Source organism: Methylobacterium sp. Leaf94, assembly GCF_001426045.1.
Taxonomy (GTDB): domain Bacteria; phylum Pseudomonadota; class Alphaproteobacteria; order Rhizobiales; family Beijerinckiaceae; genus Methylobacterium.
Window position 1 is genome coordinate 1 of record NZ_LMRM01000045.1, and the last position, 25,370, is coordinate 25,370.

36 protein-coding genes are annotated in these 25,370 nt (G+C 67.5%); 32 read left to right on the forward strand and 4 right to left on the reverse strand.

Annotation, left to right across the window (positions count from 1 at the left end; genetic code table 11):
* Positions 1–56: 56 nt before the first annotated feature.
* The 32 genes from tuf to rplQ form a co-directional block, all read left to right on the forward strand.
* Positions 57–1,246, forward strand: a 1,190-nt coding sequence (tuf, locus tag ASG63_RS18440; protein WP_055949261.1) for an elongation factor Tu, incomplete at its 3' end; no start/stop codon positions are given.
* Positions 1,247–1,289: 43 nt separating this feature from the next.
* Complete coding sequence (locus tag ASG63_RS27115) at positions 1,290–1,388, forward strand: hypothetical protein (protein WP_443189818.1); 99 nt, start codon at positions 1,290–1,292, stop codon at positions 1,386–1,388.
* 89 nt (positions 1,389–1,477) lie between these two features.
* Positions 1,478–1,786 carry a 30S ribosomal protein S10 gene (gene rpsJ, locus ASG63_RS18445; RefSeq protein WP_018044230.1) on the forward strand — a complete coding sequence of 103 codons (309 nt, stop codon included), beginning with the start codon at positions 1,478–1,480 and terminating at the stop codon, positions 1,784–1,786.
* Positions 1,787–1,836: 50 nt separating this feature from the next.
* Positions 1,837–2,577, forward strand: coding sequence for a 50S ribosomal protein L3 (gene rplC, locus ASG63_RS18450; RefSeq protein WP_055949264.1), 741 nt, complete (start codon positions 1,837–1,839; stop codon positions 2,575–2,577).
* Positions 2,577–3,197: a 50S ribosomal protein L4 gene (rplD, locus tag ASG63_RS18455; protein WP_056219863.1), complete on the forward strand. Its 621-nt coding sequence runs from the start codon at positions 2,577–2,579 to the stop codon at positions 3,195–3,197. The genes rplC and rplD overlap by 1 nt, the downstream gene beginning before the upstream one ends.
* Positions 3,194–3,490 carry a 50S ribosomal protein L23 gene (locus ASG63_RS18460; protein ID WP_018044227.1) on the forward strand — a complete coding sequence of 99 codons (297 nt, stop codon included), beginning with the start codon at positions 3,194–3,196 and terminating at the stop codon, positions 3,488–3,490. The genes rplD and ASG63_RS18460 overlap by 4 nt, the downstream gene beginning before the upstream one ends.
* Before the next feature lie 27 nt (positions 3,491–3,517).
* Positions 3,518–4,354 (forward strand): 50S ribosomal protein L2, encoded by an 837-nt coding sequence (rplB, locus tag ASG63_RS18465; RefSeq protein ID WP_056219866.1) that lies wholly within the window; start codon positions 3,518–3,520, stop codon positions 4,352–4,354.
* A gap of 5 nt (positions 4,355–4,359) precedes the next feature.
* Positions 4,360–4,638, forward strand: coding sequence for a 30S ribosomal protein S19 (rpsS, locus tag ASG63_RS18470; protein WP_055949278.1), 279 nt, complete (start codon positions 4,360–4,362; stop codon positions 4,636–4,638).
* Between the two features lie 2 nt (positions 4,639–4,640).
* Positions 4,641–5,027, forward strand: a complete 387-nt coding sequence (gene rplV, locus ASG63_RS18475; protein WP_055949281.1) for a 50S ribosomal protein L22 — start codon at positions 4,641–4,643, stop codon at positions 5,025–5,027.
* Positions 5,028–5,037: 10 nt separating this feature from the next.
* The gene (rpsC, locus tag ASG63_RS18480; RefSeq protein ID WP_055949284.1) at positions 5,038–5,778 is read left to right on the forward strand and encodes a 30S ribosomal protein S3; all 741 of its coding nucleotides are present in this window, start codon (positions 5,038–5,040) and stop codon (positions 5,776–5,778) included.
* A 47-nt stretch (positions 5,779–5,825) separates the two neighbouring features.
* Positions 5,826–6,239, forward strand: coding sequence for a 50S ribosomal protein L16 (rplP, locus tag ASG63_RS18485; RefSeq protein ID WP_055949287.1), 414 nt, complete (start codon positions 5,826–5,828; stop codon positions 6,237–6,239).
* A gap of 11 nt (positions 6,240–6,250) precedes the next feature.
* The gene (gene rpmC, locus ASG63_RS18490) at positions 6,251–6,466 is read left to right on the forward strand and encodes a 50S ribosomal protein L29 (RefSeq protein WP_056219869.1); all 216 of its coding nucleotides are present in this window, start codon (positions 6,251–6,253) and stop codon (positions 6,464–6,466) included.
* Between the two features lie 10 nt (positions 6,467–6,476).
* Positions 6,477–6,737, forward strand: coding sequence for a 30S ribosomal protein S17 (gene rpsQ / locus ASG63_RS18495; RefSeq protein ID WP_056219872.1), 261 nt, complete (start codon positions 6,477–6,479; stop codon positions 6,735–6,737).
* Between the two features lie 344 nt (positions 6,738–7,081).
* Positions 7,082–7,297, forward strand: a complete 216-nt coding sequence (locus ASG63_RS25520) for a hypothetical protein (RefSeq protein WP_056219875.1) — start codon at positions 7,082–7,084, stop codon at positions 7,295–7,297.
* Complete coding sequence (locus ASG63_RS25525; RefSeq protein WP_056219880.1) at positions 7,275–7,712, forward strand: hypothetical protein; 438 nt, start codon at positions 7,275–7,277, stop codon at positions 7,710–7,712. The genes ASG63_RS25520 and ASG63_RS25525 overlap by 23 nt, the downstream gene beginning before the upstream one ends.
* A gap of 254 nt (positions 7,713–7,966) precedes the next feature.
* Positions 7,967–8,335, forward strand: coding sequence for a 50S ribosomal protein L14 (rplN, locus tag ASG63_RS18510; RefSeq protein ID WP_018044219.1), 369 nt, complete (start codon positions 7,967–7,969; stop codon positions 8,333–8,335).
* A complete protein-coding gene (gene rplX / locus ASG63_RS18515) occupies positions 8,335–8,649 on the forward strand; it encodes a 50S ribosomal protein L24 (protein WP_056219883.1) in 315 nt (104 codons plus the stop codon). The genes rplN and rplX overlap by 1 nt, the downstream gene beginning before the upstream one ends.
* A complete protein-coding gene (rplE, locus tag ASG63_RS18520) occupies positions 8,642–9,208 on the forward strand; it encodes a 50S ribosomal protein L5 (RefSeq protein ID WP_056219886.1) in 567 nt (188 codons plus the stop codon). Before rplX ends, rplE begins: the two co-directional genes overlap by 8 nt.
* A 40-nt stretch (positions 9,209–9,248) precedes the next feature.
* A complete protein-coding gene (gene rpsN / locus ASG63_RS18525) occupies positions 9,249–9,554 on the forward strand; it encodes a 30S ribosomal protein S14 (protein ID WP_056183527.1) in 306 nt (101 codons plus the stop codon).
* 12 nt (positions 9,555–9,566) lie between these two features.
* Entirely contained in the window at positions 9,567–9,962 is a 396-nt protein-coding gene (rpsH, locus tag ASG63_RS18530; RefSeq protein ID WP_055881679.1) for a 30S ribosomal protein S8, read from the forward strand.
* A gap of 24 nt (positions 9,963–9,986) precedes the next feature.
* Positions 9,987–10,520 (forward strand): 50S ribosomal protein L6, encoded by a 534-nt coding sequence (gene rplF, locus ASG63_RS18535; RefSeq protein WP_055949306.1) that lies wholly within the window; start codon positions 9,987–9,989, stop codon positions 10,518–10,520.
* 12 nt (positions 10,521–10,532) lie between these two features.
* A complete protein-coding gene (gene rplR, locus ASG63_RS18540; RefSeq protein ID WP_056219889.1) occupies positions 10,533–10,895 on the forward strand; it encodes a 50S ribosomal protein L18 in 363 nt (120 codons plus the stop codon).
* 93 nt (positions 10,896–10,988) lie between these two features.
* Positions 10,989–11,576 carry a 30S ribosomal protein S5 gene (gene rpsE, locus ASG63_RS18545; protein WP_055949312.1) on the forward strand — a complete coding sequence of 196 codons (588 nt, stop codon included), beginning with the start codon at positions 10,989–10,991 and terminating at the stop codon, positions 11,574–11,576.
* A 12-nt stretch (positions 11,577–11,588) separates the two neighbouring features.
* Positions 11,589–11,780, forward strand: coding sequence for a 50S ribosomal protein L30 (gene rpmD, locus ASG63_RS18550; RefSeq protein WP_055949314.1), 192 nt, complete (start codon positions 11,589–11,591; stop codon positions 11,778–11,780).
* An 11-nt stretch (positions 11,781–11,791) separates the two neighbouring features.
* Complete coding sequence (rplO, locus tag ASG63_RS18555; protein WP_056219892.1) at positions 11,792–12,295, forward strand: 50S ribosomal protein L15; 504 nt, start codon at positions 11,792–11,794, stop codon at positions 12,293–12,295.
* A gap of 147 nt (positions 12,296–12,442) precedes the next feature.
* Positions 12,443–13,780, forward strand: coding sequence for a preprotein translocase subunit SecY (secY, locus tag ASG63_RS18560; RefSeq protein ID WP_056219895.1), 1,338 nt, complete (start codon positions 12,443–12,445; stop codon positions 13,778–13,780).
* Between the two features lie 113 nt (positions 13,781–13,893).
* The gene (locus tag ASG63_RS18565; protein ID WP_056219898.1) at positions 13,894–14,496 is read left to right on the forward strand and encodes an adenylate kinase; all 603 of its coding nucleotides are present in this window, start codon (positions 13,894–13,896) and stop codon (positions 14,494–14,496) included.
* Positions 14,497–14,742: 246 nt separating this feature from the next.
* Positions 14,743–15,111 carry a 30S ribosomal protein S13 gene (rpsM, locus tag ASG63_RS18570; protein WP_019904471.1) on the forward strand — a complete coding sequence of 123 codons (369 nt, stop codon included), beginning with the start codon at positions 14,743–14,745 and terminating at the stop codon, positions 15,109–15,111.
* A gap of 170 nt (positions 15,112–15,281) precedes the next feature.
* Positions 15,282–15,671 (forward strand): 30S ribosomal protein S11, encoded by a 390-nt coding sequence (gene rpsK, locus ASG63_RS18575; protein ID WP_055949325.1) that lies wholly within the window; start codon positions 15,282–15,284, stop codon positions 15,669–15,671.
* 45 nt (positions 15,672–15,716) lie between these two features.
* Complete coding sequence (locus ASG63_RS18580; RefSeq protein ID WP_056219901.1) at positions 15,717–16,592, forward strand: MBL fold metallo-hydrolase; 876 nt, start codon at positions 15,717–15,719, stop codon at positions 16,590–16,592.
* Between the two features lie 120 nt (positions 16,593–16,712).
* Positions 16,713–17,732, forward strand: a complete 1,020-nt coding sequence (locus tag ASG63_RS18585; RefSeq protein ID WP_055949333.1) for a DNA-directed RNA polymerase subunit alpha — start codon at positions 16,713–16,715, stop codon at positions 17,730–17,732.
* A gap of 196 nt (positions 17,733–17,928) precedes the next feature.
* Positions 17,929–18,339, forward strand: a complete 411-nt coding sequence (rplQ, locus tag ASG63_RS18590; protein ID WP_055949338.1) for a 50S ribosomal protein L17 — start codon at positions 17,929–17,931, stop codon at positions 18,337–18,339.
* Between the two features lie 73 nt (positions 18,340–18,412).
* On the opposite strand, the gene ASG63_RS18595 is transcribed toward rplQ, so the two are convergent.
* The 4 genes from ASG63_RS18595 to ASG63_RS18610 are packed head-to-tail and all read right to left on the reverse strand — an operon-like array spanning position 18,413 to position 25,303.
* On the reverse strand, positions 18,413–20,269 hold the full coding sequence (locus ASG63_RS18595; protein WP_056219903.1) for a response regulator: 1,857 nt from the start codon (positions 20,267–20,269) through the stop codon (positions 18,413–18,415).
* Between the two features lie 2 nt (positions 20,270–20,271).
* Positions 20,272–21,978 carry a response regulator gene (locus ASG63_RS18600; protein ID WP_056219906.1) on the reverse strand — a complete coding sequence of 569 codons (1,707 nt, stop codon included), beginning with the start codon at positions 21,976–21,978 and terminating at the stop codon, positions 20,272–20,274.
* Positions 21,975–23,018 (reverse strand): chemotaxis-specific protein-glutamate methyltransferase CheB, encoded by a 1,044-nt coding sequence (cheB, locus tag ASG63_RS18605; RefSeq protein WP_056219910.1) that lies wholly within the window; start codon positions 23,016–23,018, stop codon positions 21,975–21,977. The genes ASG63_RS18600 and cheB overlap by 4 nt, the downstream gene beginning before the upstream one ends.
* A 53-nt stretch (positions 23,019–23,071) precedes the next feature.
* The gene (locus ASG63_RS18610) at positions 23,072–25,303 is read right to left on the reverse strand and encodes a hybrid sensor histidine kinase/response regulator (protein ID WP_056219913.1); all 2,232 of its coding nucleotides are present in this window, start codon (positions 25,301–25,303) and stop codon (positions 23,072–23,074) included.
* Positions 25,304–25,370 lie beyond the last annotated feature (67 nt).

Consider the following 25,370-nt stretch of genomic DNA (forward strand, 5'->3'; position numbering starts at 1 on the left):
GAGCCGGAGGCACACGCTGCGTCGCCGCGCTTCCGCCCGGTCGCAGGAAAGAGACGATGGCCAAAGAGAAATTCGCGCGTACGAAGCCGCACTGCAACATTGGCACGATCGGTCACGTGGATCACGGCAAGACGTCGTTGACGGCGGCGATCACGAAGGTTCTGGCCGAGACGGGCGGAGCGACGTTCACGGCCTACGACCAGATCGACAAGGCGCCGGAGGAGAAGGCGCGCGGGATCACGATCTCGACGGCGCACGTGGAGTACGAGACCACGAACCGGCACTACGCGCACGTGGATTGCCCCGGTCACGCCGACTACGTGAAGAACATGATCACGGGCGCGGCGCAGATGGACGGCGCGATCCTGGTGGTGTCGGCGGCCGACGGCCCGATGCCGCAGACGCGCGAGCACATCCTTCTGGCCCGCCAGGTCGGCGTTCCGGCGCTGGTGGTGTTCCTGAACAAGGTCGACCTCGTCGACGACGCCGAGCTCCTCGAGCTCGTCGAGATGGAGGTGCGCGAGCTCCTCTCCAAGTACGACTTCCCCGGCGACGACATCCCGATCACCAAGGGTTCGGCCAAGGTGGCGCTGGACAACGGCGACAAGGCGATCGGCCACGACGCCGTGCTGGCGCTGATGGCGAGCGTGGACGCCTACATCCCGCAGCCGGAGCGTCCGATCGACAAGCCGTTCCTGATGCCCATCGAGGACGTGTTCTCGATCTCGGGCCGCGGCACGGTGGTGACGGGTCGCGTGGAGCGCGGCATCGTCAAGGTCGGCGAGACGGTGGAGATCGTGGGCATCCGCGACACCCAGACCACGACGGTCACGGGCGTCGAGATGTTCCGCAAGCTGCTCGACCAGGGCCAGGCGGGCGACAACGTCGGCGTGCTGCTGCGCGGCACCAAGCGCGAGGACGTGGAGCGCGGCCAGGTCGTGTGCAAGCCCGGCTCGGTCAAGCCCCACACCAAGTTCAAGGCCGAGGCCTACATCCTCACCAAGGAGGAGGGCGGCCGCCACACGCCGTTCTTCACCAACTACCGCCCGCAGTTCTACTTCCGCACCACGGACGTGACCGGCGTGTGCGTGCTGCCCGAGGGCACCGAGATGGTGATGCCCGGCGACAGCGTGACCATGGACGTCACCCTGATCGTGCCGGTGGCCATGGAAGAGAAGCTGCGCTTCGCCATCCGTGAAGGCGGACGCACCGTCGGCGCAGGCGTCGTCGCCGCCATCAACGAGTANGAGGACCGCTTCCAGATCCATCTGCGGCGAGACCTTGGCACCCTGATCGTGCCGGTGGCCATGGAAGAGAAGCTGCGCTTCGCCATCCGTGAAGGCGGACGCACCGTCGGCGCAGGCGTCGTCGCCGCCATCAACGAGTAATCGTCCGTCCTCACGGTCACGTCTGCAGGGAACGATTGAGGGGCGGGTCCTCGCGCCCGCCCCCCATCGCCCCGCCAAGGTTTCAGGTCATGAACGGTCAGAATATTCGTATCCGCCTCAAGGCGTTCGACCATCGCATCCTCGATGCGTCGACCCGCGAGATCGTCTCGACGGCCAAGCGCACCGGCGCCACGATCCGTGGCCCCATCCCGCTTCCGACGCATATCGAGAAGTTCACCGTCAACCGCTCGCCCCACATCGACAAGAAGTCGCGCGAGCAGTTCGAGATGCGCACCCACAAGCGCGTCCTCGATATCGTCGATCCGACGCCCCAGACCGTGGACGCGCTGATGAAGCTCGACCTCGCCGCCGGCGTGGACGTGGAGATCAAGCTCTAAGTCCCGCGGGGATTTAGAGCTTACCGTAGAATCGCGCGAGGGAGACACCTATGCGCTCAGGCGTCATCGCACAGAAGGTCGGCATGACCCGCATCTTTACGGATGCAGGCGAACATGTCCCCGTCACCGTGCTTAAAATCGATCAATGTCAGGTGGTTGCCCACCGTACCGTCGAGAAGAACGGCTACGTCGCCCTTCAGGTCGGCGTCGGCAAGGCCAAGGTGAAGAACGTGTCGGCTGCCGAGCGCGGCCGGTTCGCAGTCGCCAAGGTCGAGCCCAAGCAGAAGCTCGCCGAGTTCCGCGTGTCCGAGGACAAGCTGATCCCGGTCGGCGCGGAGATCACGGCCGATCACTTCATCCCGGGCCAGTTCGTCGACGTGACGGGCACCACCACGGGTAAGGGGTTCGCCGGCGGCATGAAGCGCTGGAACTTCGGCGGTCTGCGCGCCACCCACGGCGTGTCCATCTCGCACCGTTCGATCGGTTCGACCGGTGGCCGCCAGGACCCGGGCAAGACCTTCAAGAACAAGAAGATGCCCGGCCATATGGGCGTCGACCGGGTCACGACCCAGAACCTGCGCGTCGTGCGTACGGATCCTGAGCGCGGCCTCATCCTCGTCGAAGGCGCCGTTCCCGGCGTCGCCGGCGGCTGGATCCAGATCCGCGACGCGGTGAAGCGCAAGCTCCCCGCGGACGTTCCGCAGCCTGGCAAGTTCCGTGAGCAGGGCGCATCCGCTCCCGCCACCGAAGCGCCGGCTCCCGAGGCTCCCGCTTCCGAGGAGAACGCGTGATGAAGCTCGATATCACCACGCTCGATGGCGCCGGTGCCGGTTCCGTCGACCTGGATGAGACCATCTTCGGTCTCGAGCCCCGCGTCGACCTGCTCCAGCGCATGGTTCGCTGGCAGCTCGCCAAGCGCCAGGCCGGCACCCATGCGGTCAAGAACCGCTCGGATGTGAACCGGACGCGCAAGAAGCTGTACAAGCAGAAGGGCACGGGTAACGCTCGCCACGGCGCCGCTTCCGCTCCGCAGTTCCGCGGCGGTGGACGCGCCTTCGGTCCGGTCGTGCGCAGCCATGCCCACGATCTGCCCAAGAAGGTCCGCGCGCTCGCCCTGAAGCACGCATTGTCCGCGAAGGTGAAGGATTCCACCCTCATCATCGTCGACGACGTGAAGCTCGCCGAGGGCAAGACGAAGTCGCTCGTCGAGCGGTTCGAGAAGATGGGCCTGTCCAGCGCCCTGATCATCGCCGGTGCGGAAGTGGACGTGAACTTCGCACGTGCCGCTCGCAACATCCCGCAGATCGACGTGCTGCCGATCCAGGGCATCAACGTGTACGATATCCTGCGTCGCGAGAAGCTCGTGCTGACCCGCGCAGCGATCGATGCGCTGGAGGCGCGTTTCCAATGAGTGCCGATCCGCGCCACTACGACATCATCGTCTCCCCGGTCATCACCGAGAAGGCGACGAACCTCACCGAGCAGAACAAGGTCGTGTTCCGGGTTTCCCCGAAGGCGACCAAGCCGCAGATCAAGGAAGCGGTTGAGAAGCTGTTCGACGTCAAGGTCACGGGCGTGAACACGCTTGTCACCAAGGGCAAGAAGAAGATCTTCCGCGGGCTTCGCGGACAGCGCTCGGACGTGAAGAAAGCGATCGTGACCCTCGCCGAGGGTGAGACGATCGACGTCACGACCGGCCTCTGAGACAAGTCGGGTTAAGGATTACCACCGATGGCCTTGAAGACATTCAAACCGGTCACGCCGAGCCTTCGCCAGCTCGTGCTCGTCGACCGCCGTGAGCTCTACAAGGGCAAGCCGGTCAAGAAGCTCACCGAGGGCAAGTCGTCGTCCGGCGGCCGCAACAACCTCGGCCGCATCACGGTCCGCTTCCGCGGCGGCGGTCACAAGCGTACGCTCCGCAACGTGGACTTCAAGCGTCGCGAGCAGATGGGCGTGTCCGCCACGGTCGAGCGGATCGAGTACGATCCCAACCGCACTGCGTTCATCGCCTTGATCGCCTTCCCCGACGGCACGCAGAGCTACATCCTGGCTCCGCAGCGCCTGTCGCCCGGCGACAAGGTCGTGGCTGCCGAGCAGGTCGACATCAAGCCCGGCAATGCCGGTCCGGTCGGCAACATGCCGGTGGGCACGATCGTTCACAACGTTGAGCTCAAGATCGGCAAGGGCGGCGCGATCGCCCGCTCTGCGGGCAACTACGCCCAGATCGTCGGCCGCGATCAGGGCTACGTGACGCTCCGCCTGAATTCCGGTGAGCAGCGTCTGGTCCACGGCCAGTGCTTCGCCAGCGTCGGCGCGGTGTCGAACCCGGACCACATGAACATCTCGCTCGGCAAGGCCGGCCGCAATCGCTGGCTCGGCAAGCGCCCGCACGTTCGCGGCGTTGCCATGAATCCGGTCGACCACCCGCACGGCGGCGGCGAGGGACGCACTTCGGGCGGCCGTAACCCGGTCACGCCCTGGGGCGTTCCCACGAAGGGGAAGAAGACCCGCTCGAACAAGCGGACCGACGTCTTCATCCTGTCCAGCCGTCATAACCGTAAGAAGTAACGCCCATGGCACGCTCGCTCTGGAAGGGGCCGTTCATCGACGGCTACCTCCTCAAGAAGGCTGAAGCCGCTCGCGGTTCCAGCCGTAACGAAGTCATCAAGATCTGGAGCCGCCGCTCCACGATCCTGCCGCAGTTCGTTGGCCTCACCTTCGGTGTGCACAACGGGCAGAAGCACATCCCGGTCTACGTCTCCGAGGAAATGGTCGGCCACAAGTTCGGCGAGTTCTCGCCGACCCGCACCTTCCACGGTCACGCAGCCGACAAGAAGTCGAAGAGGCGCTGATCATGGGCAAGCCCGCCACTCCCCGCGCGCTCCCCGAGAACGAGGCTCAGGCCGTCGCGCGCATGCTGCGCGTCAGCCCGCAGAAGCTCAATCTCGTCGCGCAGCTCATTCGCGGTAAGAAGGTCGACTCGGCTCTGGCCGATCTCGAATTCTCCCGCAAGCGGATCGCCCGCGAGGTCAAGAAGTGCCTCGAGAGCGCCATCGCCAATGCCGAGAACAACCACAACCTGGACGTCGACGATCTCGTCGTCTCCCAGGCCTTCGTCGGCAAGGCTCTCGTGCTCAAGCGTTTCCACGCTCGTGCCCGTGGCCGCGGCGCCCGTATCCTGAAGCCCTTCGCGAACCTCACCATCGTGGTGCGCGAAGTCCCGACCGCCGAAGCGGCGTGAGGAGGACCTGATGGGCCAGAAAGTCAATCCGATCGGTCTGCGGCTCGGTATCAACCGGACCTGGGACTCCCGCTGGTTCGCCCAGAAGGGTGAATACGCCAAGCTCATGCACGAGGACGTCGCGATCCGCGCCGCCCTCATGAAGCAGCTCAAGCAGGCTGCCGTCTCGAAGATCGTCATCGAGCGTCCGCACCGGAAGTGCCGCGTCACCATCCACTCGGGCCGTCCGGGCGTGGTCATCGGCAAGAAGGGCGCCGACATCGAGAAGCTGCGCAAGCTGGTGGGCACGCTCACCAAGGCCGACGTGACGATCAACATCGTCGAGGTGCGCAAGCCCGAGATCGACGCCACCTTGGTGGCCGACTCGATCGCCCAGCAGCTCGAGCGCCGCGTCGCCTTCCGTCGCGCCATGAAGCGCGCCGTTCAGTCGGCGATGCGTCTCGGTGCCGAGGGCATCCGGATCAACTGCTCGGGCCGGCTCGGCGGCGCCGAGATCGCGCGCCAGGAGTGGTACCGTGAGGGCCGCGTGCCCCTGCATACCCTCCGCGCCGACGTCGATTACGGCGTCGCCACCGCCTTCACGACCTATGGGACGTGCGGCATCAAGGTGTGGGTGTTCAAGGGCGAGATCCTCGAGCACGACCCGATGGCACAGGATAAGAAGGCGCAGGAAGAGGGTGGCCGTTCGGGCGGCCGTCGCGAGCGCGATGGTGAGGGTGGCCGCGAGCGCGGCCGGCGCGAACACGCCTGACGGCGCGTTCGTGACCCCGTCACCCAGAAAGGTGTTGAGAGGCTGCCATGTTGCAACCCAAGAAGACCAGGTTTCGTAAGCAGTTCAAGGGTCGCATCCACGGTGCGGCCAAGGGCGGCTTCGACCTCAACTTCGGGACCTTCGGCCTGAAGGCCGTCGAGCCCGAGCGCATTACCGCGCGCCAGATCGAAGCGGCCCGCCGCGCGATCACCCGTGAGATGAAGCGCCAGGGCCGTGTCTGGATCCGGATCTTTCCGGATGTCCCTGTCACGGCCAAGCCCACCGAAGTCCGCATGGGCTCCGGTAAGGGTGCACCCGAGTTCTGGGCTGCCCGCGTGCATCCCGGACGTATCATGTTCGAAGTCGACGGCGTGGCCGAGGACGTTGCGAAGGAGGCCCTGCGCCTCGGCGCGGCGAAGCTCCCGATCCGCACGCGCGTCGTTCAGCGCATCGCTGATTGAGGGAGGGGATCATGAAGTCGTCGCAGAGACAGTCGGATCTGGCCGCCCTGTCACCCGATCAGCTGACCGATGAGCTGTTGAACCTGAAGAAGGAGCAGTTCAACCTGCGCTTCCAAGGCGCCACCGGCCAGCTTGAGAACGTCGCGCGCGTCCGCGAAGTCCGCCGCGATATCGCCCGCGTTCGTACACTCCAGCGTCAGAAGACGCTGAAGTCGGCGCAGGCCTGAGGAGTACACCATGCCGAAGCGCGTATTGCAGGGCGTCGTCGTCAGCGACAAGGCCGAGAAGACCATCGTCGTGAAGGTGGAGCGTCGCTTCACCCATCCGGTGATGAAGAAGACCGTCCGTCGCTCGAAGAATTACCACGCCCATGACGAAGCCAACGTCGCCAAGGTCGGCCAGACCGTGTCGATCGAGGAGTGCCGTCCGTTCTCGAAGACCAAGACCTGGCAGCTGGTGTCCGGCGCCACGTCGGAGACTCCCGCCGCCGAGGCGTGAACCGACAGCACCGGAACTCTAAATACGGGCGCAGTCTTCTGCGCCCGTTTTTTCGTGCCGTATTGCTCGGGGGAGCGCATGATTGCGGTCCCGTCCGGCATCACCCGCATCGCTTAAGGATAGCGGTGGAAATCCTCGTGGCTCTTTTCGGAGCGGAGCAGCTCGACGGGATCGTCAGCGCGCGCCGGCAATTCGGCATCCCTCTCCGGCCGGACCTGCAGACCGCGATCGTCGCCGAGGTCGCATTGCCAGCCCAGGACTGCTGGGGGTGCACCAGGTCTCCGATCAGCTGCCCCTGACGAATTCCGAGCCACCTTGTTTGGTAGCACGGCCAAGCCTTCTCCATGCTTCCGCTGCAGGGTCGCGACACGGATGTCGGTGAAGCCGAGCTGTTCGCGGCCCTCGACAATGGGCTCCGGCTCGTCAAGGTCGCGGATCGACCCGTGGTGGTGCTGTTTTCGCAATACAGCATCCTTCGAGAGATCGAGCTCTCGCAGGTCGAGATCGTGAACCTGCCTGACGTCGAATCGTTCGAATTTGCGCGGGCTTTCCCTGCGTGATTCGGGCCGCGGGGGCAACCGTCCCGACGAGTTTAAGGACGCCCTCGTGTCGCGTCCGGGGCGCGCAGACAAGGCCATCGAGATCGTAGATCCGGATACGTCTCGCAGGGGCCGGCTCGTCGCACTCTATGGGGTGTCCCTGGAGTGCGAGGAAGGCGCGATCGACGAGGCGCTCGCATTGTCGGGCGGCCGGAGCGCCGCCTTCGTGAAGGAGACGGCCCGGCTCCTGGCCCAGAGTTTCTCCTTTGCGGGGCGGGACGATATGGTGGACCGAGCGACTATCTCGGATGTCCTCGGCGAAGCCGCCGGCAGCGCAAACCGGATCGGCCGCCGGATCACTGGCCCGTCGAATACCTTCAAGCTCACCGAACGCGCCAGAGTGCCTGTCCCGGACGGGTGCGGGGAAGATCTCTGAGCCCCCGGCACGGTTTGGGTCCGCGCGTGTTCGGCCTTGCGTCCTGCAGTTCGCTGGTGTAGTGGGCATGCCTTCGCGACAGTTGAGAAGGGTGTTCGCGCCTTTCGAACGCGGTGACCGCGCCGGTGTCCAAAAACACCGATTGCGCGGTGCTTCATATGAGCCGGGGACATCAGATCCCCCTCAGGCGTCGTCCGCCGGGCAATACCGTCCGCGTGCGGAAACCCGCCTGAAACAAAGAAAGGTCACTGCCCGTGATCCAGATGCAGACGAATCTGGACGTCGCCGACAACTCGGGTGCACGCCGTGTGATGTGCATCAAGGTTCTGGGCGGGTCGAAGCGTAAGTATGCCGGCGTCGGCGACATCATCGTGGTCTCGGTCAAGGAAGCGATTCCACGGGGTCGCGTGAAGAAGGGCGACGTCATGAAGGCGGTCGTCGTGCGCACCGCCAAGGAAGTGAAGCGTGCCGACGGTTCGGTGATCCGCTTCGACAAGAACGCCGCCGTTCTGATCAACAATCAGAAGGAGCCGATCGGGACCCGTATCTTCGGACCGGTGCCCCGCGAGCTGCGCGCCCGCAATCACATGAAGATCATCTCGCTCGCGCCGGAGGTGCTGTGATGGCCGCTAAGGTCAAGAAAGGCGACAAGGTCGTCGTCCTCACCGGTCGCGACAAGGGTCGCTCCGGCGAGGTCATCCAGGTTCTCCCGAAGGAAGATCGCGCGTTCGTACGCGGCATCAACCTCGTGAAGAAGCACCAGAAGCAGACGCAGAACCAGGAAGGCGGCATCGTCTCCAAGGAAGCTGCGATCCAGCTCTCGAATCTCGCGTTGCAGGACGCGAACGGCAAGCCGACTCGCGTGGGTTTCCGCATCCTCGAAGACGGCCGCAAGGTCCGCTTCGCCAAGACCACGGGGGACCAGATCGATGGCTGAGAAGAATGCTGACGGGTACACCCCGCGCCTGCGCAAGCACTACGACGAAGTGGTGCGCCAGAAGCTGATCGAAGAGTTCGGCTATAAGAACCCCATGCAGGTTCCGGTCATCGAGAAGATCGTGATCAACATGGGCGTCGGCGAGTCGACGGCCGATTCGAAGAAGGCGTCCGTCGCCGCCGGCGACCTGGCCCTCATCGCCGGCCAGAAGCCGGTCATCACCAAGGCCCGCAAGGCCATCGCGACCTTCAAGGTGCGCGAGGGCATGCCGATCGGCTGCAAGGTCACGCTACGCAAGCAGCGCATGTACGAGTTCATGGATCGCCTGATCACGATCGCGCTCCCGCGCGTCCGCGATTTCCGCGGCCTGAACCCGCGCTCCTTCGACGGCAACGGCAACTACGCGCTGGGCCTCAAGGAGCACCTCGTGTTCCCGGAGATCTCGTACGACAAGGCCGAGGCCACCTGGGGCATGGACATCGTCATCCAGACGACGGCCCGCACCGATGCTGAGGCGCGCGCGCTCCTCACGCAGTTCCGATTCCCGTTCCGGCAGTGAGCCCCCGTTAGGGTCTCAGACGCGGACACCGGAGAGAGAAATGGCAAAGAAAAGCTCGATCGAGAAGAACAAGCACCGCGAAGCGCTGGTGAAGCTCTACGCCCCCAAGCGCAAGGCGCTGCTTGCCACGGCGAATGACGAGTCCCTCGAGATGGAGGAGCGCTTCGAGGCGCGCCTCAAGCTCGCGGAGCTGCCCCGCAATTCGTCCCCCACCCGCATCCGCAACCGCTGCGGCATGACCGGCCGTCCGCGCGCTTTCTATCGCAAGATGGGCATCTCGCGCATCGCGCTGCGCGAACTCGGCAACCAGGGTCTGATCCCCGGTCTCGTCAAGTCGAGCTGGTAAGGAGCAACCACCATGGTCAACGATCCCGTGGGTGATATGCTCACCCGCATCCGCAATGGTCAGCAGCGCCGCCGCAACGTCGTCCAGACGCCCGGCTCCCGCCTGCGTGCCAGCGTGCTCGACGTCCTCAAATCCGAGGGCTACATCCGCGACTACGCGACCACGGATTACGGCAACGGCCGCACCGAGTTCGCCATCGAGCTGAAGTACTACGACGGCCAGCCCGTCATCCGCTCGATCCAGCGCGTGTCGAAGCCCGGCCGCCGCGTCTACTCGTCGGTCGGCGAGTTGCCGCGCGTCGCCGACGGTCTCGGCGTCACCATCGTGTCCACCCCGCAGGGCGTCATGGCCGACCACGAGGCGCGCGAGCGCAACGTCGGCGGCGAAGTGCTCTGCAAGGTGTTCTGATCTCGGACTTGGAGGAATAAGGCGATGTCTCGCGTAGGCAAGAAGCCCGTTCCCGTCCCGTCCGGTGTGACGGCCACGGTGACCGGTCAAACGGTGAAGATGAAGGGCTCCAAGGGCGAGCTCCAGTACGTCGTTCCTAATGTGGTCGACGTGAAGTTCGAGGACGGCGCCGTCTCGGTGCAGCCTAAGAACCAGACCAAGGAGGCGCGCTCGCTCTGGGGCACCTCCCGCGCTCAGGTGGCGAACCTCGTCGAGGGCGTCTCCAAGGGCTTCGAGAAGAAGCTCGAGATCACCGGCGTGGGTTACCGCGCCGCGATGGCCGGCAAGGCTCTGAAGCTCTCGCTCGGCTACAGCCACGACATCGAGTACGAGATCCCCGCGGGGATCACGATCGCGGTGCCGAAGCCCACCGAGATCGTCATCTCCGGCATCGACCGGCAGGTGGTCGGCCAGGTGGCCGCCGAGATCCGCGACTATCGCGGTCCCGAGCCCTACAAGGGCAAGGGCGTGAAGTACGCGGGCGAGTTCATCTTCCGCAAGGAAGGCAAGAAGAAGTAAGGGCCGCCGAACATGTCACGCAAAATCGATGCACTCGACCGCCGCAAGGCGCGTGTGCGCCGCGCGCTGCGGGCGGCGGCCAATGGACGGCCCCGGCTCTCGGTGTTCCGTTCCTCGAAGCAGATCTACGTCCAGGTGATCGACGACGCCGCGGGTAAGACCCTCGCGTCGGCCTCGAGCCTCGACAAGGATCTCCGCACCGGCCTCAAGACCGGTGCCGACGTCTCGGCCGCCCAGGCCGTTGGTAAGCTCGTCGCCGAGCGCGCCAAGGCTGCGGGCGTCACCCAGGTGATCTTCGATCGCTCGGGTTATCTCTACCACGGGCGCGTCAAAGCTCTTGCCGACGCCGCCCGCGAGGGTGGCCTCGAGTTCTAAGAATGGCGGAGGAGGGCGGCGCCCGCCGCTCTCCGTTCCGGACGATTCAAGCGAGCGGGTCCGCCACCCGCGTCAGTGAGATGGATATTCAGTATGGCACGTGAACGTGAAGGCGGTGGCCGCGGCCGCCGCGATGAGCGCGAGGAGCGCGACAGCGAGTTCGTGGACAAGCTCGTCCACATCAACCGCGTCGCCAAGGTGGTGAAGGGCGGACGTCGCTTCGGCTTCGCCGCGCTCGTCGTCGTGGGCGACCAGAAGGGCCGCGTCGGCTTCGGCCACGGCAAGGCCCGTGAGGTTCCCGAGGCGATCCGCAAGGCGACCGAAGCCGCCAAGCGTGGCCTCGTCCGCGTCGCGCTCCGCGAAGGTCGTACCCTGCACCACGACGTCTACGGTCGTCACGGCGCCGGCAAGGTCATCCTCCGCGCCGCCCCCCAGGGAACCGGCATCATCGCCGGCGGCCCGATGCGCGCCGTCTTCGAGACGCTGGGTATGCAGGACGTGGTGGCCAAGAGCCTCGGCTCCTCGAACCCCTACAACCTCGTGCGCGCCACGTTCGAGGCGCTCAAGAACGAAGACAGCCCGCGCTCCGTCGCGGCCCGTCGCGGACTCAAGGTGTCGGCCCTCCAGGCCCGGCGCCGTGATGCCGATCCGTCCGACATGTCCGAAGCCGCCGTCGCGTAAGGGGAGGGTCCAATGGCACAGAAGACTCTCCGCATCGAGCAGATCGGGTCTCCGATCCGCCGCGAAGGCGACCAGCGCGCGACGCTGATCGGCCTCAAGCTCAACAAGCTGCACCGGGTTTCCGAGCTGGAGGATACCCCCTCCGTGCGCGGCATGATCCGCAAGGTGCAGCACCTCGTGCGCGTCCTTGGCGACGCGGCCTGAGGGAGGGCATCATGAAACTGAACGAACTCCGCGACAACGACGGCGCCACCAAGAACCGGATGCGCGTCGGACGGGGCATCGGCTCCGGCAAGGGCAAGACCGCAGGACGCGGCGTGAAGGGTCAGAAGGCCCGCACCGGCGTTTCCATCAAGGGCTTCGAGGGTGGCCAGATGCCGCTGCATCGTCGCCTTCCGAAGCGCGGCTTCAACAACCTGTACTCCACGGACCTGAACGAGGTGAATCTCGGTCGCGTCCAACAGGCTGTCGATGCCGGCCGGATCGAGGCGGGCGCCACCGTCACCGTCGAGATGCTGATCGCTGCCGGCATCTGCGCCCGTGCCCGTGACGGCGTGAAGCTCCTCGGCGTAGGCGAGCTCACCACCAAGCTGACCTTCGAGGTCACGCGCGCGTCGAAGTCGGCGATCGAGGGTGTCGAGAAGGCTGGCGGGTCGGTCACCGTGACCTACGGCGACGGCGTCTCCACCCGTGGCAAGCCTGCCCGCGTGGTTGCGTAGTCACGCGACTGACTTTAAGTCGAAGCTCTGAGCGGCGGCCCGTGCGACCTCGCGCGCGGCCGCCGTTCCCGTTTTATCAGGGAGCGGCCTCTTCTCGCCGGAGAAGACGACCCGCCCTCATGTGATCCATCTCTAGGAACCGGTGCCATGGCCTCAGCCGCCGAGCAGCTTGCCGCGAACCTCAATTTCGGGGCCATCGCCAAGGCCGACGAGCTCAAGAAGCGCATCTGGTTCACGCTGGGTGCGCTCATCGTGTTCCGCCTCGGGACCTACATCCCGATCCCGGGCATCGACCCGGAACAGTTCGCGCGGAACTTCCAGCAGCAATCGGGCGGCGTGCTCGGGCTGTTCAACATGTTCTCCGGCGGTGCCGTCGAGCGCATGGCGATCTTCGCGCTCAACATCATGCCCTATATCTCGGCCTCCATCATCATCCAGCTTCTGACCTCGGTGATCCCGAGCCTCGAGACGCTGAAGAAGGAGGGTGAGTCGGGCCGCAAGGTCATCAACCAGTACACCCGCTACCTCACGGTGGTGCTGGCGCTGGTGCAGTCCTGGGGCATCGCCTTCGGCCTCCAGGGATCGAGCGCGGCCATCGAGCCCGGTCCGTTCTTCATCCTGTCCACCGTCATCACCCTGACGGGCGGCACGCTGTTCCTGATGTGGATCGGCGAGCAGATCACTTCGCGCGGCATCGGTAACGGCTCCTCGCTGATCATCTTCGCGGGCATCGTCGCCCATCTTCCGGTGGCGATCGTTGGCGCCCTGGAGCTGAGCCGTACCGGTGCGCTTTCCTCGGCCGTCATCCTCGGCATGGGCGTCGCCGCCGTCGCGCTCGTCTACTTCATCGTGTTCATGGAGCGCGCGCAGCGCCGCCTGCTCATCAACTATCCGAAGCGCCAGGTCGGCAATCGGATGTACGAGGGCCAGACCTCGTTCCTGCCGCTGAAGCTTAACACCGCCGGCGTCATCCCGCCGATCTTCGCCTCGTCGCTGCTGCTCCTGCCCGCCACCGTGGCGAGCTTCTCGGCCAATAACGGCGGCACCGGAATCCTGGCCACGATCACGACCTATATCGGTCACGGCCGGCCGCTCTACATGGTGCTCTACGCCGCCCTGATCATCTTCTTCGCGTTCTTTTACACGGCCGTGGTCTTCAATCCTGAGGAAACGGCAGACAACCTGAAGAAGCATGGCGGCTTCATTCCCGGCATCCGCCCGGGTGAGCGGACCGCGGCCTTCATCGACAAGGTCCTGACCCGCATCACCCTGATCGGGGCGCTGTACCTGACATTCGTCTGCCTGGTGCCCGAAATCCTGGCTTCGTATTCCTCGGCCGCCATCGGCTTCGGCGGCACCTCCCTGCTCATCGTGGTCTCCGTGACGATGGATACGGTGGCGCAAATTCACGGGCACCTGATGGCCCATCAGTACGAAGGCCTCGTCAAGAAGGCGAAGCTGCGCGGGGCGACCCGCCGGCGCTGACGGGAACGCGCGGCGGGCTTCAGGGCCGCCGCGGCCCTTGCTAGAGTTCTGAAAGCCGGCGCCGAGCAGGATCGCCGGATATCCAAGCAGACCGGACCTGAGGAAACGACACCATGCGCATCATCCTGCTTGGGCCGCCCGGCGCGGGGAAGGGGACGCAGTCCGAGCGGATCGTGGCACGGTATGGCATTCCTCAGCTCTCCACCGGCGACATGCTGCGTGCGGCCGTCGCCGCCGGCACGCCGGTGGGCCTACAGGCCAAGAGCGTGATGGAATCCGGTGGCCTCGTCTCCGATGCGATCGTGGTCGGGATCGTGGCCGATCGCATCGAGGAAGCGGATGCCAAGCCCGGCTTCATCCTTGACGGTTTCCCCCGCACGGTGGAGCAGGCCAAGGCCCTCGATGCGATGCTGTCCCAGAAGGGCATCGCCCTCGACACCGTCATCGAATTCGCCGTGGACGAGGAGGCGCTGGTAGGCCGAATCGCCAAGCGCGCCGAGGAAACGGCGGCCCGCGGTCAGCCCGTGCGCAAGGACGACACGCCCGAGGTCTTCAAGACCCGCCTCGACGCGTATCGGAAGCAGACCGCGCCCCTGTCCGACTACTATGCCGGCACCGGCCTTCTGCAGACCATCGACGGCATGAAGCCGGTCGATGCCGTCACCCAGGATCTGGTGACGATCCTGGACCGCCACACCGCGTCGGCGGAGTCCTGACCGGACCTTTCCGGCGCGGCCACGGAGCCGGGATCGAGCCGGGCTCGCCGCTTTATCAGGGTTGACACACCCCCCGGCCCGCGCTAGTGGGCCGGTCTTCGTTCAGAGGAAGTGGGTCCGGATCGCCTCTCCAAGAGGCCGATGCGGGCCGATTTGTCGTTTTGGACGGCGCGCAGGGGCCGGTCTCCACCGGACGCGTGTGACACTCGGCCCGGCCTCAGGTCCGGCGCCTCATGGAGAGACACCTTGGCTCGTATCGCTGGCGTTAACATCCCGACCAACAAGCGCGTCGTCATCGCGCTGCAGTACATTCACGGCATCGGCCCTAAGAAGGCCGAGGAAATCACCGGCAAGGTCGGGATCCCGGCCGAGCGTCGCGTCAATCAGTTGACCGACGCCGAGGTGCTGTCGATCCGCGAGACCATCGATCGCGACTACATCGTCGAGGGCGACTTGCGCCGCGAAGTCTCGATGAACATCAAGCGCCTCATGGATCTCGGCTGCTATCGTGGCCTGCGCCACCGCCGCAACCTGCCCGTCCGCGGCCAGCGCACGCACACCAATGCGCGCACCCGCAAGGGCAAGTCCAAGCCGATCGCCGGCAAGAAGAAGTAAGCCTCTCGCTTTGGGAGGTCGTGCCGCGCGCGGCCTCCCGACCATCGCGCCCGGTGAACCGTGCGCGTTAGCCCGCGCCGCGGCCCGGCAATCGAACACCGCGCCCTCCGCATCGCAGAAGACTCCCGAGCGCCTGGAATGACGGGCGCGCCTGAAGGACGAAAGTACACATGGCCAAGGAAACCACCCGCGTCCGTCGCCGCGAACGCAAGAACATCGTCTCGGGCGTCGCGCACGTGAACGCGTCGTTCAACAACACGATGGTCACCATTACCGACGCCCAGGGCAACACCATCTCGTGGTCGTCCGCCGGCGCCATGGGCTTCAAGGGGTCGCGCAAGTCGACCCCGTACGCTGCCCAGGTCGCGGCCGAGGATGCCGCCCGCAAGGCCGCCGAGCACGGCATGCGCACCCTCGAGGTCGAGGTCTCCGGTCCGGGTTCGGGTCGTGAGTCCGCCCTGCGCGCGCTGCAGGCCGCCGGCTTCACCGTCACGTCGATCCGTGACGTGACGTCGATCCCGCACAATGGTTGCCGTCCGCGCAAGCGTCGTCGCGTCTGAGCCGACGCCGTCGCGAACTTTTTGAGGCCTGTTACGGAGACACGCGTGTCGAATGCTCAGAATCCGCTTCCGGGTGTGCTGCGGTGGAGCTTGGGTGATCTGACGATCACGGTGATGAATGACGGCTACCTCCAGGGGTCGCTGGATCTCGTCACCGGGATCGATCGTGCGGAGGCCGGCGCCCTACAGGCCGCCGGCTTTCGCGCGCAGGATCCCCGGATCACGCTCAACGCCTTCCTGATCACGGGTCCCGGGCGCAACCCGCTTCTCATCGACAGCGGGATGGGCCATTTCGGTGGCCCGTCCCTCGGTCGCGTTCCGGCGGCCCTCGCGGCGGCCGGCATCGCGCCGGACAGCATCGAGACCGTGCTGCTGACGCACCTGCATCCCGATCATGCTGGTGGCCTGATCCGGGAAGACGGTACGGCAGCCTATCCGAATGCCGAACTCGTGGTTCATGCCGACGAAGCCGCGCACTGGCTCGACGACGGCGCTTTTTCGCGTGCGCCGGACGAGGCGAAGCCGTACTTCGACATGGCGCGCCAGGCCACCACCCCCTACGGGCAGCGTCTGCGCACGATCACGGGTGGCAACGTGGCACCGGGTGTCGAGGCGATCCCGCTGCCGGGCCATACGCCCGGCCATACCGGCTACCGCATCACGTCGGGCGACGCGTCGCTTTTGATGTGGGCGGACATCGTTCACCTGCCGGCGATCCAGTTCAAGCAGCCGGAAGCCGGTATGGTCTTCGACGTCGACGAGGATCAGGCACGCGCCGTGCGTCGCCGGATGCTCGACGCCGTCTCAAGCGACCGGACCTTCGTGGCGGGCGCCCATCTGGAGTTTCCGGCTCTGGGCTACGTCGCCCGGGACGGGGCCGCCTACAGTTTCGTTCCGGAGCTCTGGGTCGCGGCCCAGTAACGGTCCGCGCCCGACGCGGACGCATCAGTTTCCAGCCCGCCGGGCGCCGATGGCGCGGTGTCGACGGGCAATGCGTGGACCACCCATGTGGCCCGCGCCGATCTTGCGAGAGGTAGCATCGTGGTCATTCAGAAGAACTGGCAAGAGCTCATCAAGCCGAACAAGCTCCAGGTCTCGACCGGGCACGACCCCAAGCGGGTCGCCACCGTCGTCGCCGAGCCCCTCGAGCGCGGCTTCGGCACCACGCTCGGCAACTCGCTGCGCCGCGTGCTGCTGTCCTCGCTCCAGGGCGCGGCCGTGACCTCCGTGCAGATCGACGGCGTGCTGCACGAATTCTCCTCGATCCCCGGCGTGCGCGAGGATGTCACCGACATCGTCCTCAACATCAAGACGATCGCCATCCGCTCGCAGACCGAGGCCCCCAAGCGCCTGACCCTGCGCAAGACCGGCCCTGGCGTCGTCACCGCCGGTGACATCGGCACGGTGGGCGACGTCCAGATCCTGAATCCCGACCTTGTGATCTGCACGCTGGACGACGGCGCGGAGATCCGGATGGAGTTCACCGTCGCCACCGGCAAGGGCTACGTTCCGGCCGAGCGCAACCGTCCCGAGGATGCGCCGATCGGCCTGATCCCGGTCGATGCGCTGTTCTCGCCGGTCACGAAGGTGTCCTATCGCATCGAGACCACCCGCGAGGGCCAGGATCTCGACAAGGACAAGCTGACGATGACGATCGAGACCAACGGCGCCGTGTCGCCCGAGGATGCCCTGGCCTATGCCGCGCGCATCATCCAGGACCAGCTCCAGGTGTTCGTGAACTTCGAGGAGCCCCGCAAGGAGGAGGCCCAGCCGCTCGCGCCGCAGCTTCCTTTCAACCCGGCCCTGCTCAAGAAGGTCGACGAGCTCGAGCTCTCGGTGCGTTCGGCGAACTGCCTGAAGAACGACAACATCGTCTACATCGGCGACCTCATCCAGAAGTCCGAGGGCGAGATGCTGCGCACCCCGAACTTCGGCCGCAAGTCGCTCAACGAGATCAAGGAGGTCCTCGCTGCGATGGGCCTCCACCTCGGCATGGACATCCCCGGCTGGCCGCCGGAGAACATCGAGGATCTCGCCAAGCGCTTCGAAGAGCATTACTGAGGCAAGCCGCCTCGGCCATGACGTGGCGGCGCATCTCGGCGCCGCCGGTTCGGCAGACACCATCGGGGTTCGTTCGACGCGAACTCCGACACGAATCCCGCCGCGGGGTTATGCGGAATGAACAGCCCCGAAGAGTGATTCGGAGGGGCGCTTGGCCGTACCGTGGCACGGCGGCCATCAACCAAGGACAGCCATCATGCGTCATGGATTTCGCGGTCGTCGTTTCAACCGCACCACCGAGCACCGCAAGGCGATGTTCGCCAACATGTCGGCCGCGCTGATCAAGCACGAGCAGATCGTCACCACCCTGCCGAAGGCCAAGGACCTGCGTCCGGTCATCGAGAAGCTGATCACCCTCGGCAAGACCGACAGCCTGCATGCGCGCCGCCTCGCCATGTCGCAGATCCGCGACGAGGCGATGGTCCGCAAGCTCTTCGCCGTGATCGGCCCGCGCTACAACACCCGCCCGGGCGGCTACTGCCGCATCATGAAGGCCGGCTTCCGCTACGGCGACAACGCCCCCCTGGCGGTCATCGAGTTCGTCGACCGTGACGTCGACGCGCGCGGCAAGGATTCCGGCCCGGTGCTGGTGGACGACGCGGCGTAAGCCACGCCTCTTTTCGATGACGACCAAGGCGGCCTCCGGGCCGCCTTTTTCGTTGCCCGGACGACGCCGCGTCTCAGGCGTCCCGGTCGAGGAGACGCGAGACCTCCGCCGCGAGATCGGCGGATTCGAAGGGCTTGCGCAGCACCGGCAGGTCTGCCGGGATCGGGATCGCCTCGGCATGGCCGGTCACGATCAGCACGGGCACGTCGGACCAGCGTGCGCGCACGATCTCGGCGAACTCCACCCCTGTCATGCCCGGCATCGCCAGGTCGGCGACCACGAGGTCGAAGGCTCCCTGTTCCATCAGCGAAAGGGCAGACGACCCGTCGCTGGCCTCGCGCTCGGTGTAGCCGAAGCTCGACAGGAACGAGGCCGTCACGTGACGGACCTCCGGGTCGTCGTCGACGACGAGGATGCGCGCCGCCCGGGCGGCCGGCGTCGCGGTCCCCGGTACCGCCACCTCGTCGGGACCCGCCGATTCGACCCGGGGCAGGATGATCTGGACGCGGGTACCTTCCCCCGGGGCACTCTCGATGCGCAAGCGCCCGTGGGATTGCTGGGCGAGGCCGAAAACCATGGCGAGGCCGAGGCCCGTACCCTGGCCCACTGCCTTCGTGGTGAAGAACGGCTCGCAGACCCGCGCGAGGATCTCCGGGGCGATGCCGCTGCCCGAATCGGCGATCTCGACGGACAGGTAGGCGCCGGCCGGCAGGTCCGGATCGTCGTCCAGCACGAGGCTGCGGGTGGCGACGGCGATTCGCCCGCCTTCGGGCATGGCGTCGCGGGCATTGATACAGAGGTTCAGGATCGCGAGTTCGAGCTGGTCCGGATCGACGCAGGCGGCCGGCGCCTCCGGGGCGAGGATCGTCTCGACGGTGACGAGGCCCCCGAGACTGCCGGCGAGCAGATCGTGCATCCCGGTAATAAGCTCGTTCACGTCGACGGCGCGCGGGCGCAAGTCGCGGGAGCGGCTGAAGCTGAGGAGGCGCTTGGTCAGGGAGGCGCCCCGCTGAGCCGCCTGCATGGCGTTGCCGACGAGGCGCTGGACCCGCGGCTGGTCGGCGACCTTCGGCGCCACGAGTTCGAGGCTGCCGAGGATCGCCATCAGCAGGTTGTTAAAGTCGTGGGCGATGCCGCCGGCCAGGGTTCCCAGCGCCTGCATCTTGTCCGACTGCCGGAGGCGCGCCTCCAGGGATTTCTGGTCGGTGACGTCGCGTTCGATGGTGGCGAGATGGGTGATCTCTCCGCCCGCGTCGCGGATCGGCACGCGGGTGACGTGGCGCCAGCGCTCGGCCCCGGTCGCCCCCTCGGCGACCAGGCTGTCACTCGGCTCGCCGGCCGCGAACGCGGCGGCATCCGCGCTACGGATCGCTGCGCCGTCGCCCAGGATCGCCTCCTCGGTGCGTCCGATGCACCCGGCGACGTCGCCGCCGAGCCCCGCGGCCTTGCGGGCGTTGAGGCGCACGAAGCGCCCCTCCGCATCCTTGAAGGAGATCGCATCCTCGGCATTGTCGAGGAGCCCGCGCAGGAGCGCCCGTTCCGTCGCGAGGTCCCGCCCGAGCTGATGCCGCTCGAAGGCCTGGCGCACGGTGTTGCGCAGGAGGTTCGCGTCCCAGGGCTTGGTGGCGTAGCCGGTGATGCCGCCCTGGTTCAGGGCCGCCACCACCGCGCTCATATCAGCGTAGCCCGTGAGCAGGATGGCCTGGGCGTCGTGGACTTTGCGCGCCTCGGCCAACATGGCGTCGCCTGTCATGCCCGGCATGCGCTGATCCGAGAGGATCACGGCGATGTCCGGGTTGATGGCCAGCATCCGCAGCGCCTCGGCCGGCTTCGTCGTGGTGAGGACGCGGTACTGGTCCTCGAACAGGTCCTCGAGGGCGATGAGGATGTCCGGTTCGTCGTCGACGGCGAGGATCGTGCCCTGTGACATGCTCAACCCGTCTGTCGTGGGATGCCGATGACGAAACAGGCCCCACCTCCGGGAGCGGCCTCGACGCTGAGCGTGCCGCTATGCGCCTGCACGACACTGTAGGCAATCGCGAGGCCGAGACCTGTGCCGGACCCGACGGGTTTCGTGGTGAAGAACGGCTCGAAGATCTTCTCGCGCAGCGTCTCCGGGATGCCGGACCCGGTGTCGTTGATCCGGATGATGTCGGTGTCGGGGAGACTGCGCGTCTCGATGGTGATGGTGCCGGAATCGGGCATCGCGTCCGCGGCGTTGCCGAGGATGTTCATGACGACCTGGTTGAGGAGGGCCGGCGTGCAGTGGATCTCCGGCCGGCCCGCGAAATCCCGCACGACCGCGATCCGGTCGCCGAGCTTGTGCTGGATCAGGGCAAGCACGGTCTCGATCGCCTCGGGCACGTGCACCAGGGTGCGCTCGCCCTCGTCGAGACGGGAGAACTTGCGCAGGTTGAGGACGAGGTCCTGGATGCGGGTCAGGCCCATGCGCATGGCCCCGACCCGGTCGCTGCACTTCCTGAGCCGGCGCGGGCTGTCGGGCGAATCCGGTTCCGCGACGACCTCGCCGAGGATGCGCTCCACCGTTCCCTGGTGGGCGAGGATGAAGGCGAGGGGATTGTTGATCTCGTGGGCGATGCCCGCCACCAGCTCACCGAGAGAGGCCATCTTGGCCGCCTGGACGAGCTTGGCCTGCGCGTCGGTGAGCTTGCGGTTGGCGGTGGCGAGATCCGCGTTGGCCTGCTCCAGGGCCCCGGCCAGGGCTGCGCGCGCCTCCGCCGCCTCGGCCTCGGCCCGGGCCCGCTCCAGGGCCCGCTCACGGGCGCCGAACTCGCCCGCGATGCGACGGTTGTCCTCCTCCAGGAGCTTCCGGCGCACGAGGCTGCGCACCCGCATCACCAAGATCTCGCCGTCGGATTTCGAGACCACGTCGTCGGCGCCCGCGGCGAAGGCCTCCACGAGGAAGTCCTTGGCCGGGCTGGATCCGGCGATGCCAACCACCTGGAAGGTCGGGGCGCCGGCCTCCCGGCCCGCGAGGCCGGCATTGCGGTGGTCGCTGATCGCCCGGCAGAGGGCGAGGCCGTCATAGGTCGTGGCGAGGAGGTCGATCGTCACGCAGTCGAAGGCGGCGCCCGCCGCCTCCAGGGCCGCGATGGCGGCGGCGTGGCTGTCCGCGGTGGTAACCTCCTGCCCCTCATGGGCGAGGAGGCCGGCGAGGAAGGTCCGGTAAGTGGCGCTGGCATCGACCACGAGGACGCGCCCCCGGCGGAAGGCGGAGACGCCGGGCCCGTCGCTGCCGCCCATGCGCTCGCGTAGGAGGGCGCGGATACGGAGCACGAGGAGGTCGCGATCGGCGGATTTCGCCACGTAGGCATCGGCGCCGCTCTCCAGTCCCTGGCGCTCGCCGTCGCGGGCGCCGGTGAGCATCAGGAGGGGCAGGGCGCGGGTGCGGAGGGAGAGCCGGAGCTGGCGGGCGAATTCGTCGCCGTTCATGCCGGGGAGATGATGGTCCGCCACCACGAGGTCGGGCAGGCGGGTGTTGAGTTGGTCGAGGGCCGCCTCGGCCGTAGCGCAGCGCTCCACCGCGAAGCCCTTCGACTCCAGCAGCAGCCGCAGTTCCAGCGCCTGGGTCTCGGAATCCTCGACGAGGAGGAGACGGGGTGGGGTGGCCTCGGTCACGGCGCGGCCTCTGCCACGCGAGCGAGATGGGCTGCGATCCGGTCCAGGGGCAGCACAGTGCCGGCAGCCGAGAGGCGGATCGCGGCGGCCGGCATGCCGAACACCACCGCGGTGCTCTCGTCCTCGGCGACGGTGAGCCCCCCGGCCCGACGCATGTCGAGGAGGCCGAGAGCCCCGTCCTCGCCCATCCCGGTCAGCAGCACGCCGATGCCCCGCGCACCGGCATGCCGGGCGACGGAGCGGAACAGGGCCGTGGCGGCCGGGCGCTGGCCGCCTACCGGGGCGGCATCGCTGATCCGCAGATGGCCGCCGCCGCCGAGCTCCAGGTGCCGGTCCCCCGGTGCCACGTAGACGCGGCCGGCCTCGGCCCGTTCGCCCTCACGGGCCAGGGCGACCGGCAGCCCGACGACCCCGTTCAGCCAGCTGGCGAAACCCTCCATGAAGGCCGGACCCATGTGCTGGACGACCAGGACAGGAAGGGAGAAACTTGCCGGCAACGCGCCGATGACCCGGGCGAGGGCGGGCGGCCCGCCGGTCGAAGCGGCGATGGCCAGGACGCTGGCGGCTTCCGGCACCTTGAGGGCGACGGCCAACGGCGGCGGCGCGGCGACGCGACCGGCCCATTCCGAGCCGATCGGCCGGCGCCGGATCACCGGCACGGCGGCCATGATGCGCAGCTGCGTGCAGATCTCGCTCGCGGCGGCGTCGTAGCCGGCATTGGTGGTGGCCACCGGCTTCTCCACCACCGAGAGCGCCCCGGCCCGCAGGGCGTTCATCGAGATGCGCAGGGAGGAATCTTCGATCGCGTCGGCGATGACCACGATCGGGGTCGGGCGCTCGGCCATGATCCGCCGCGTCGTCTCTAGGCCATCGATGCCCGGCAGACGGATATCCATCGAGACGACGTCCGGGCGGACCTGGCCGATCGTCGCCAGGGCCTCCTCGCCGGAGGCCACGGCCGCCACGACCTCCAGGCGCGGATCCCGGCCGACGATGTGGATGAGGAGCTGCCGCACCACGAGGGAATCCTCGACCAGCATCACCCGCACCCGCACGGGCGCTCCCAGCGTCGATCCGTCCCGCGCGTGTCCGGTCACAGCAATTGCCCGATGGTGTCGAGGAGTTTGCGCTGGTCGAAGGTCTGCTTCGTCAGGTAGGCGTCCGCCCCGAGGTCGAGGCCGCGGGCCACGTCCTCCGCATCGCCGCGCGAGGTCATCAGGATGACCGGCAGCTGCGCGAAAGCCTCCTCAGCCCGCAGGGCCTTCAGGAGGCCGAAGCCGTCGAGACGCGGCATCTCCACGTCGGCGACGACGAGATCTACGGGTTCGATGCCCGCCCGCAAGCGGTCGAGCGCATCCTGGCCGTCGACGCAAACGACGACGCGGTATCCCGCCGCTTCCAAGATACCCTTCTCCAAGGTTCGCGTGGTGATCGAATCGTCCACCACGAGGATCGTCGAACGTGGCGCCTGCGCGATCGTTCCGCGACTGCCTGTGGGTTGCGGTGCCGCGGCCGAGCCGGCCTCGCCCGCCCATGCGACCAGCCCCTCGGCATCGAGGACGAGAGCGGGCCGATCCCCCGGCAGAATCACGGTTCCGGTGACCAGCCGCGGATCGGTCCCGATCGGCGGGGCCGGCAACACCCGCAGGGTGGTCACATCGGACAACGCATCGACGGCGAGGACGCAGCGGCGCCCGTTGCCACGGAGCAGGATCGCCGGGCAGGTGGCCCCGGCCTCCTCCGCGCGATCCGGCAGGCCGAGAAGGCTTGCCAGATCCAGCACCGGCACGCTGACGGGGCTGCCGCCGATCTCCACCTGCGCCACGGTGCGGCCCATCACCTGCGCGAGGTCGCTGCGATCCAGGCGCAGCAGGCGCTCGGCCGACGCGCTGGGGATCGCGTAGGTGATCCCGCCGCCCCGGACGAGAAGCATCGCCCGGCGGGCGGCCGAGAGCGGCAGCGCCATGACGAGTTCGGTGCCGAAAGGGCTGCGCGGCAGGAGGCGAACCGTGCCGCCGAGCCGGCGCGCCGCGTCCGCCACCACCGAGAGACCGATGCCGCGCCCCGAGAGGGTGTCGATGGCGGAGGCAGTTGAGAAGCCGGGCTCGAAGACCAGGGCGAGGAGCGCTTCCGGCCCGGGATCGGCGTCGGCTGAGAGCAGGCCCCGGCGCCGGGCGGTGTCGGCGATGGCCGCGAGGTCCGGCCCCCGGCCGTCATCGTGGATCCGGACGACCAGGCGCCCCCCCTGGACCTCGACGTCGAGGCCGATGGCCAGGGCGTCGGGCTTGCCGAGGTGCCGGCGCGTCTCGGGGGGTTCGGCCCCATGGCTCAAGGCGTTGCGCAGGGCGTGCAGGACAGGGTCCTTGAGGACCTGAAGCATCCCGCGATCGACCGGCAGGTCGAGACCGCGCGCGGTCACTGTGATGGCGCGGTCCGCCTCGCGCGCGTGGTCGCGCAGGGCTCGCGCGAATCCCCCGAAGGCGGTCTCGGCCGGGACCAGAGCCAGGCGCTCAGCCTCGCCGGCGACCCGGGCCATGGCGCCCTCGACCGAGGATGCGAGAGCGCTGCGAACCCGTGCCAGGTCGGCGGCATCGCGCGCCAGGGCGAGGAGTCCGGTCTCCAAGGCCCGCGCATCTCCCTCCGGCTCCGATCCGCGGGCGCCGCGCCGGCGCTCGGCGAGACGGGCGAGGTCGGCGGCCCGGCGCCCCAGGCGGGCGATGCCCTCGGCCAGCACGGCCTCGCCCCCGAGGGCACTGGCCAGTTCGTGTGTGGCCCGCGTCAGCGCTTCGACCGCGTCCGCAGGCACCCGCAGGAGGGTCTGGGCGACCTCGGTGGGGGCTTCGGACGGTGCGGATTTCGAAGCCGTGGCGACGGGCGGGGCAGGATCGGTGGCCGGCGCCGCGGTGGGGGCCGTGTCCGGCGCCCGGTCCGTCTCGGGCAATGCGGCGGCCTGCGGATCGAGGGCGCGGTCCAGGGCCGCGAGGGCATCGGCCGGCATGTCCGGGCCCGTCCCGTCGGTCAACCCGGCGACGTAGGCCTCGATCCGGTCGAGGGCGAGGTGCACGGCAGCGGTGGCGGTGCGCGAGAGACCACCCTCTTGCGCCACCACGCGCTCGAACAGGGTCTCCAGGCGATGGGCCACCGCCTCCACCGCCGGCAGGTCGACGGCCCGGGAGGCGCCCTTCAGGCTGTGCGCCCGCCGGAAGACGTCGTTCCAATCGGGCGCGTGCTCGCCGTCCTCGCCTCCGAGGGCGGCACGGATCGCATCGATGTGCTCGCGGTGCTCGACCTCGAACGCCGCGAGTAGAAGCTGGCGAATGTCCATCGGTCGCCTAAAGTCGCCCCAGGGTTGCGGCGGATTCCGCACCTCCGGAATCCGCGCGAAGCCATTC

Coding starts and splice junctions, on each gene's coding strand:
- rpsQ (WP_056219872.1), top strand. CDS start 6,477: ATGCCGAAGCGCGTATTGCAGGGCGTCGTCGTCAGCGACAAGGCCGAG.
- rpsN (WP_056183527.1), top strand. CDS start 9,249: ATGGCAAAGAAAAGCTCGATCGAGAAGAACAAGCACCGCGAAGCGCTG.
- rplP (WP_055949287.1), top strand. CDS start 5,826: ATGTTGCAACCCAAGAAGACCAGGTTTCGTAAGCAGTTCAAGGGTCGC.
- secY (WP_056219895.1), top strand. CDS start 12,443: ATGGCCTCAGCCGCCGAGCAGCTTGCCGCGAACCTCAATTTCGGGGCC.
- rpsJ (WP_018044230.1), top strand. CDS start 1,478: ATGAACGGTCAGAATATTCGTATCCGCCTCAAGGCGTTCGACCATCGC.
- cheB (WP_056219910.1), bottom strand. CDS start 23,018: ATGCTGGTCGAGGATTCCCTCGTGGTGCGGCAGCTCCTCATCCACATC.
- rpsK (WP_055949325.1), top strand. CDS start 15,282: ATGGCCAAGGAAACCACCCGCGTCCGTCGCCGCGAACGCAAGAACATC.
- ASG63_RS25520 (WP_056219875.1), top strand. CDS start 7,082: ATGCTTCCGCTGCAGGGTCGCGACACGGATGTCGGTGAAGCCGAGCTG.
- rplE (WP_056219886.1), top strand. CDS start 8,642: ATGGCTGAGAAGAATGCTGACGGGTACACCCCGCGCCTGCGCAAGCAC.
- rpsE (WP_055949312.1), top strand. CDS start 10,989: ATGGCACGTGAACGTGAAGGCGGTGGCCGCGGCCGCCGCGATGAGCGC.
- rplF (WP_055949306.1), top strand. CDS start 9,987: ATGTCTCGCGTAGGCAAGAAGCCCGTTCCCGTCCCGTCCGGTGTGACG.
- ASG63_RS18565 (WP_056219898.1), top strand. CDS start 13,894: ATGCGCATCATCCTGCTTGGGCCGCCCGGCGCGGGGAAGGGGACGCAG.
- rpsC (WP_055949284.1), top strand. CDS start 5,038: ATGGGCCAGAAAGTCAATCCGATCGGTCTGCGGCTCGGTATCAACCGG.
- ASG63_RS18595 (WP_056219903.1), bottom strand. CDS start 20,269: ATGTCACAGGGCACGATCCTCGCCGTCGACGACGAACCGGACATCCTC.
- rplD (WP_056219863.1), top strand. CDS start 2,577: ATGAAGCTCGATATCACCACGCTCGATGGCGCCGGTGCCGGTTCCGTC.
- rpmD (WP_055949314.1), top strand. CDS start 11,589: ATGGCACAGAAGACTCTCCGCATCGAGCAGATCGGGTCTCCGATCCGC.
- rplO (WP_056219892.1), top strand. CDS start 11,792: ATGAAACTGAACGAACTCCGCGACAACGACGGCGCCACCAAGAACCGG.
- ASG63_RS18610 (WP_056219913.1), bottom strand. CDS start 25,303: ATGGACATTCGCCAGCTTCTACTCGCGGCGTTCGAGGTCGAGCACCGC.
- rpsH (WP_055881679.1), top strand. CDS start 9,567: ATGGTCAACGATCCCGTGGGTGATATGCTCACCCGCATCCGCAATGGT.
- rpsS (WP_055949278.1), top strand. CDS start 4,360: ATGGCACGCTCGCTCTGGAAGGGGCCGTTCATCGACGGCTACCTCCTC.
- rplV (WP_055949281.1), top strand. CDS start 4,641: ATGGGCAAGCCCGCCACTCCCCGCGCGCTCCCCGAGAACGAGGCTCAG.
- rplB (WP_056219866.1), top strand. CDS start 3,518: ATGGCCTTGAAGACATTCAAACCGGTCACGCCGAGCCTTCGCCAGCTC.
- rplC (WP_055949264.1), top strand. CDS start 1,837: ATGCGCTCAGGCGTCATCGCACAGAAGGTCGGCATGACCCGCATCTTT.
- rplX (WP_056219883.1), top strand. CDS start 8,335: ATGGCCGCTAAGGTCAAGAAAGGCGACAAGGTCGTCGTCCTCACCGGT.
- rplR (WP_056219889.1), top strand. CDS start 10,533: ATGTCACGCAAAATCGATGCACTCGACCGCCGCAAGGCGCGTGTGCGC.
- rpmC (WP_056219869.1), top strand. CDS start 6,251: ATGAAGTCGTCGCAGAGACAGTCGGATCTGGCCGCCCTGTCACCCGAT.
- ASG63_RS18460 (WP_018044227.1), top strand. CDS start 3,194: ATGAGTGCCGATCCGCGCCACTACGACATCATCGTCTCCCCGGTCATC.
- rplQ (WP_055949338.1), top strand. CDS start 17,929: ATGCGTCATGGATTTCGCGGTCGTCGTTTCAACCGCACCACCGAGCAC.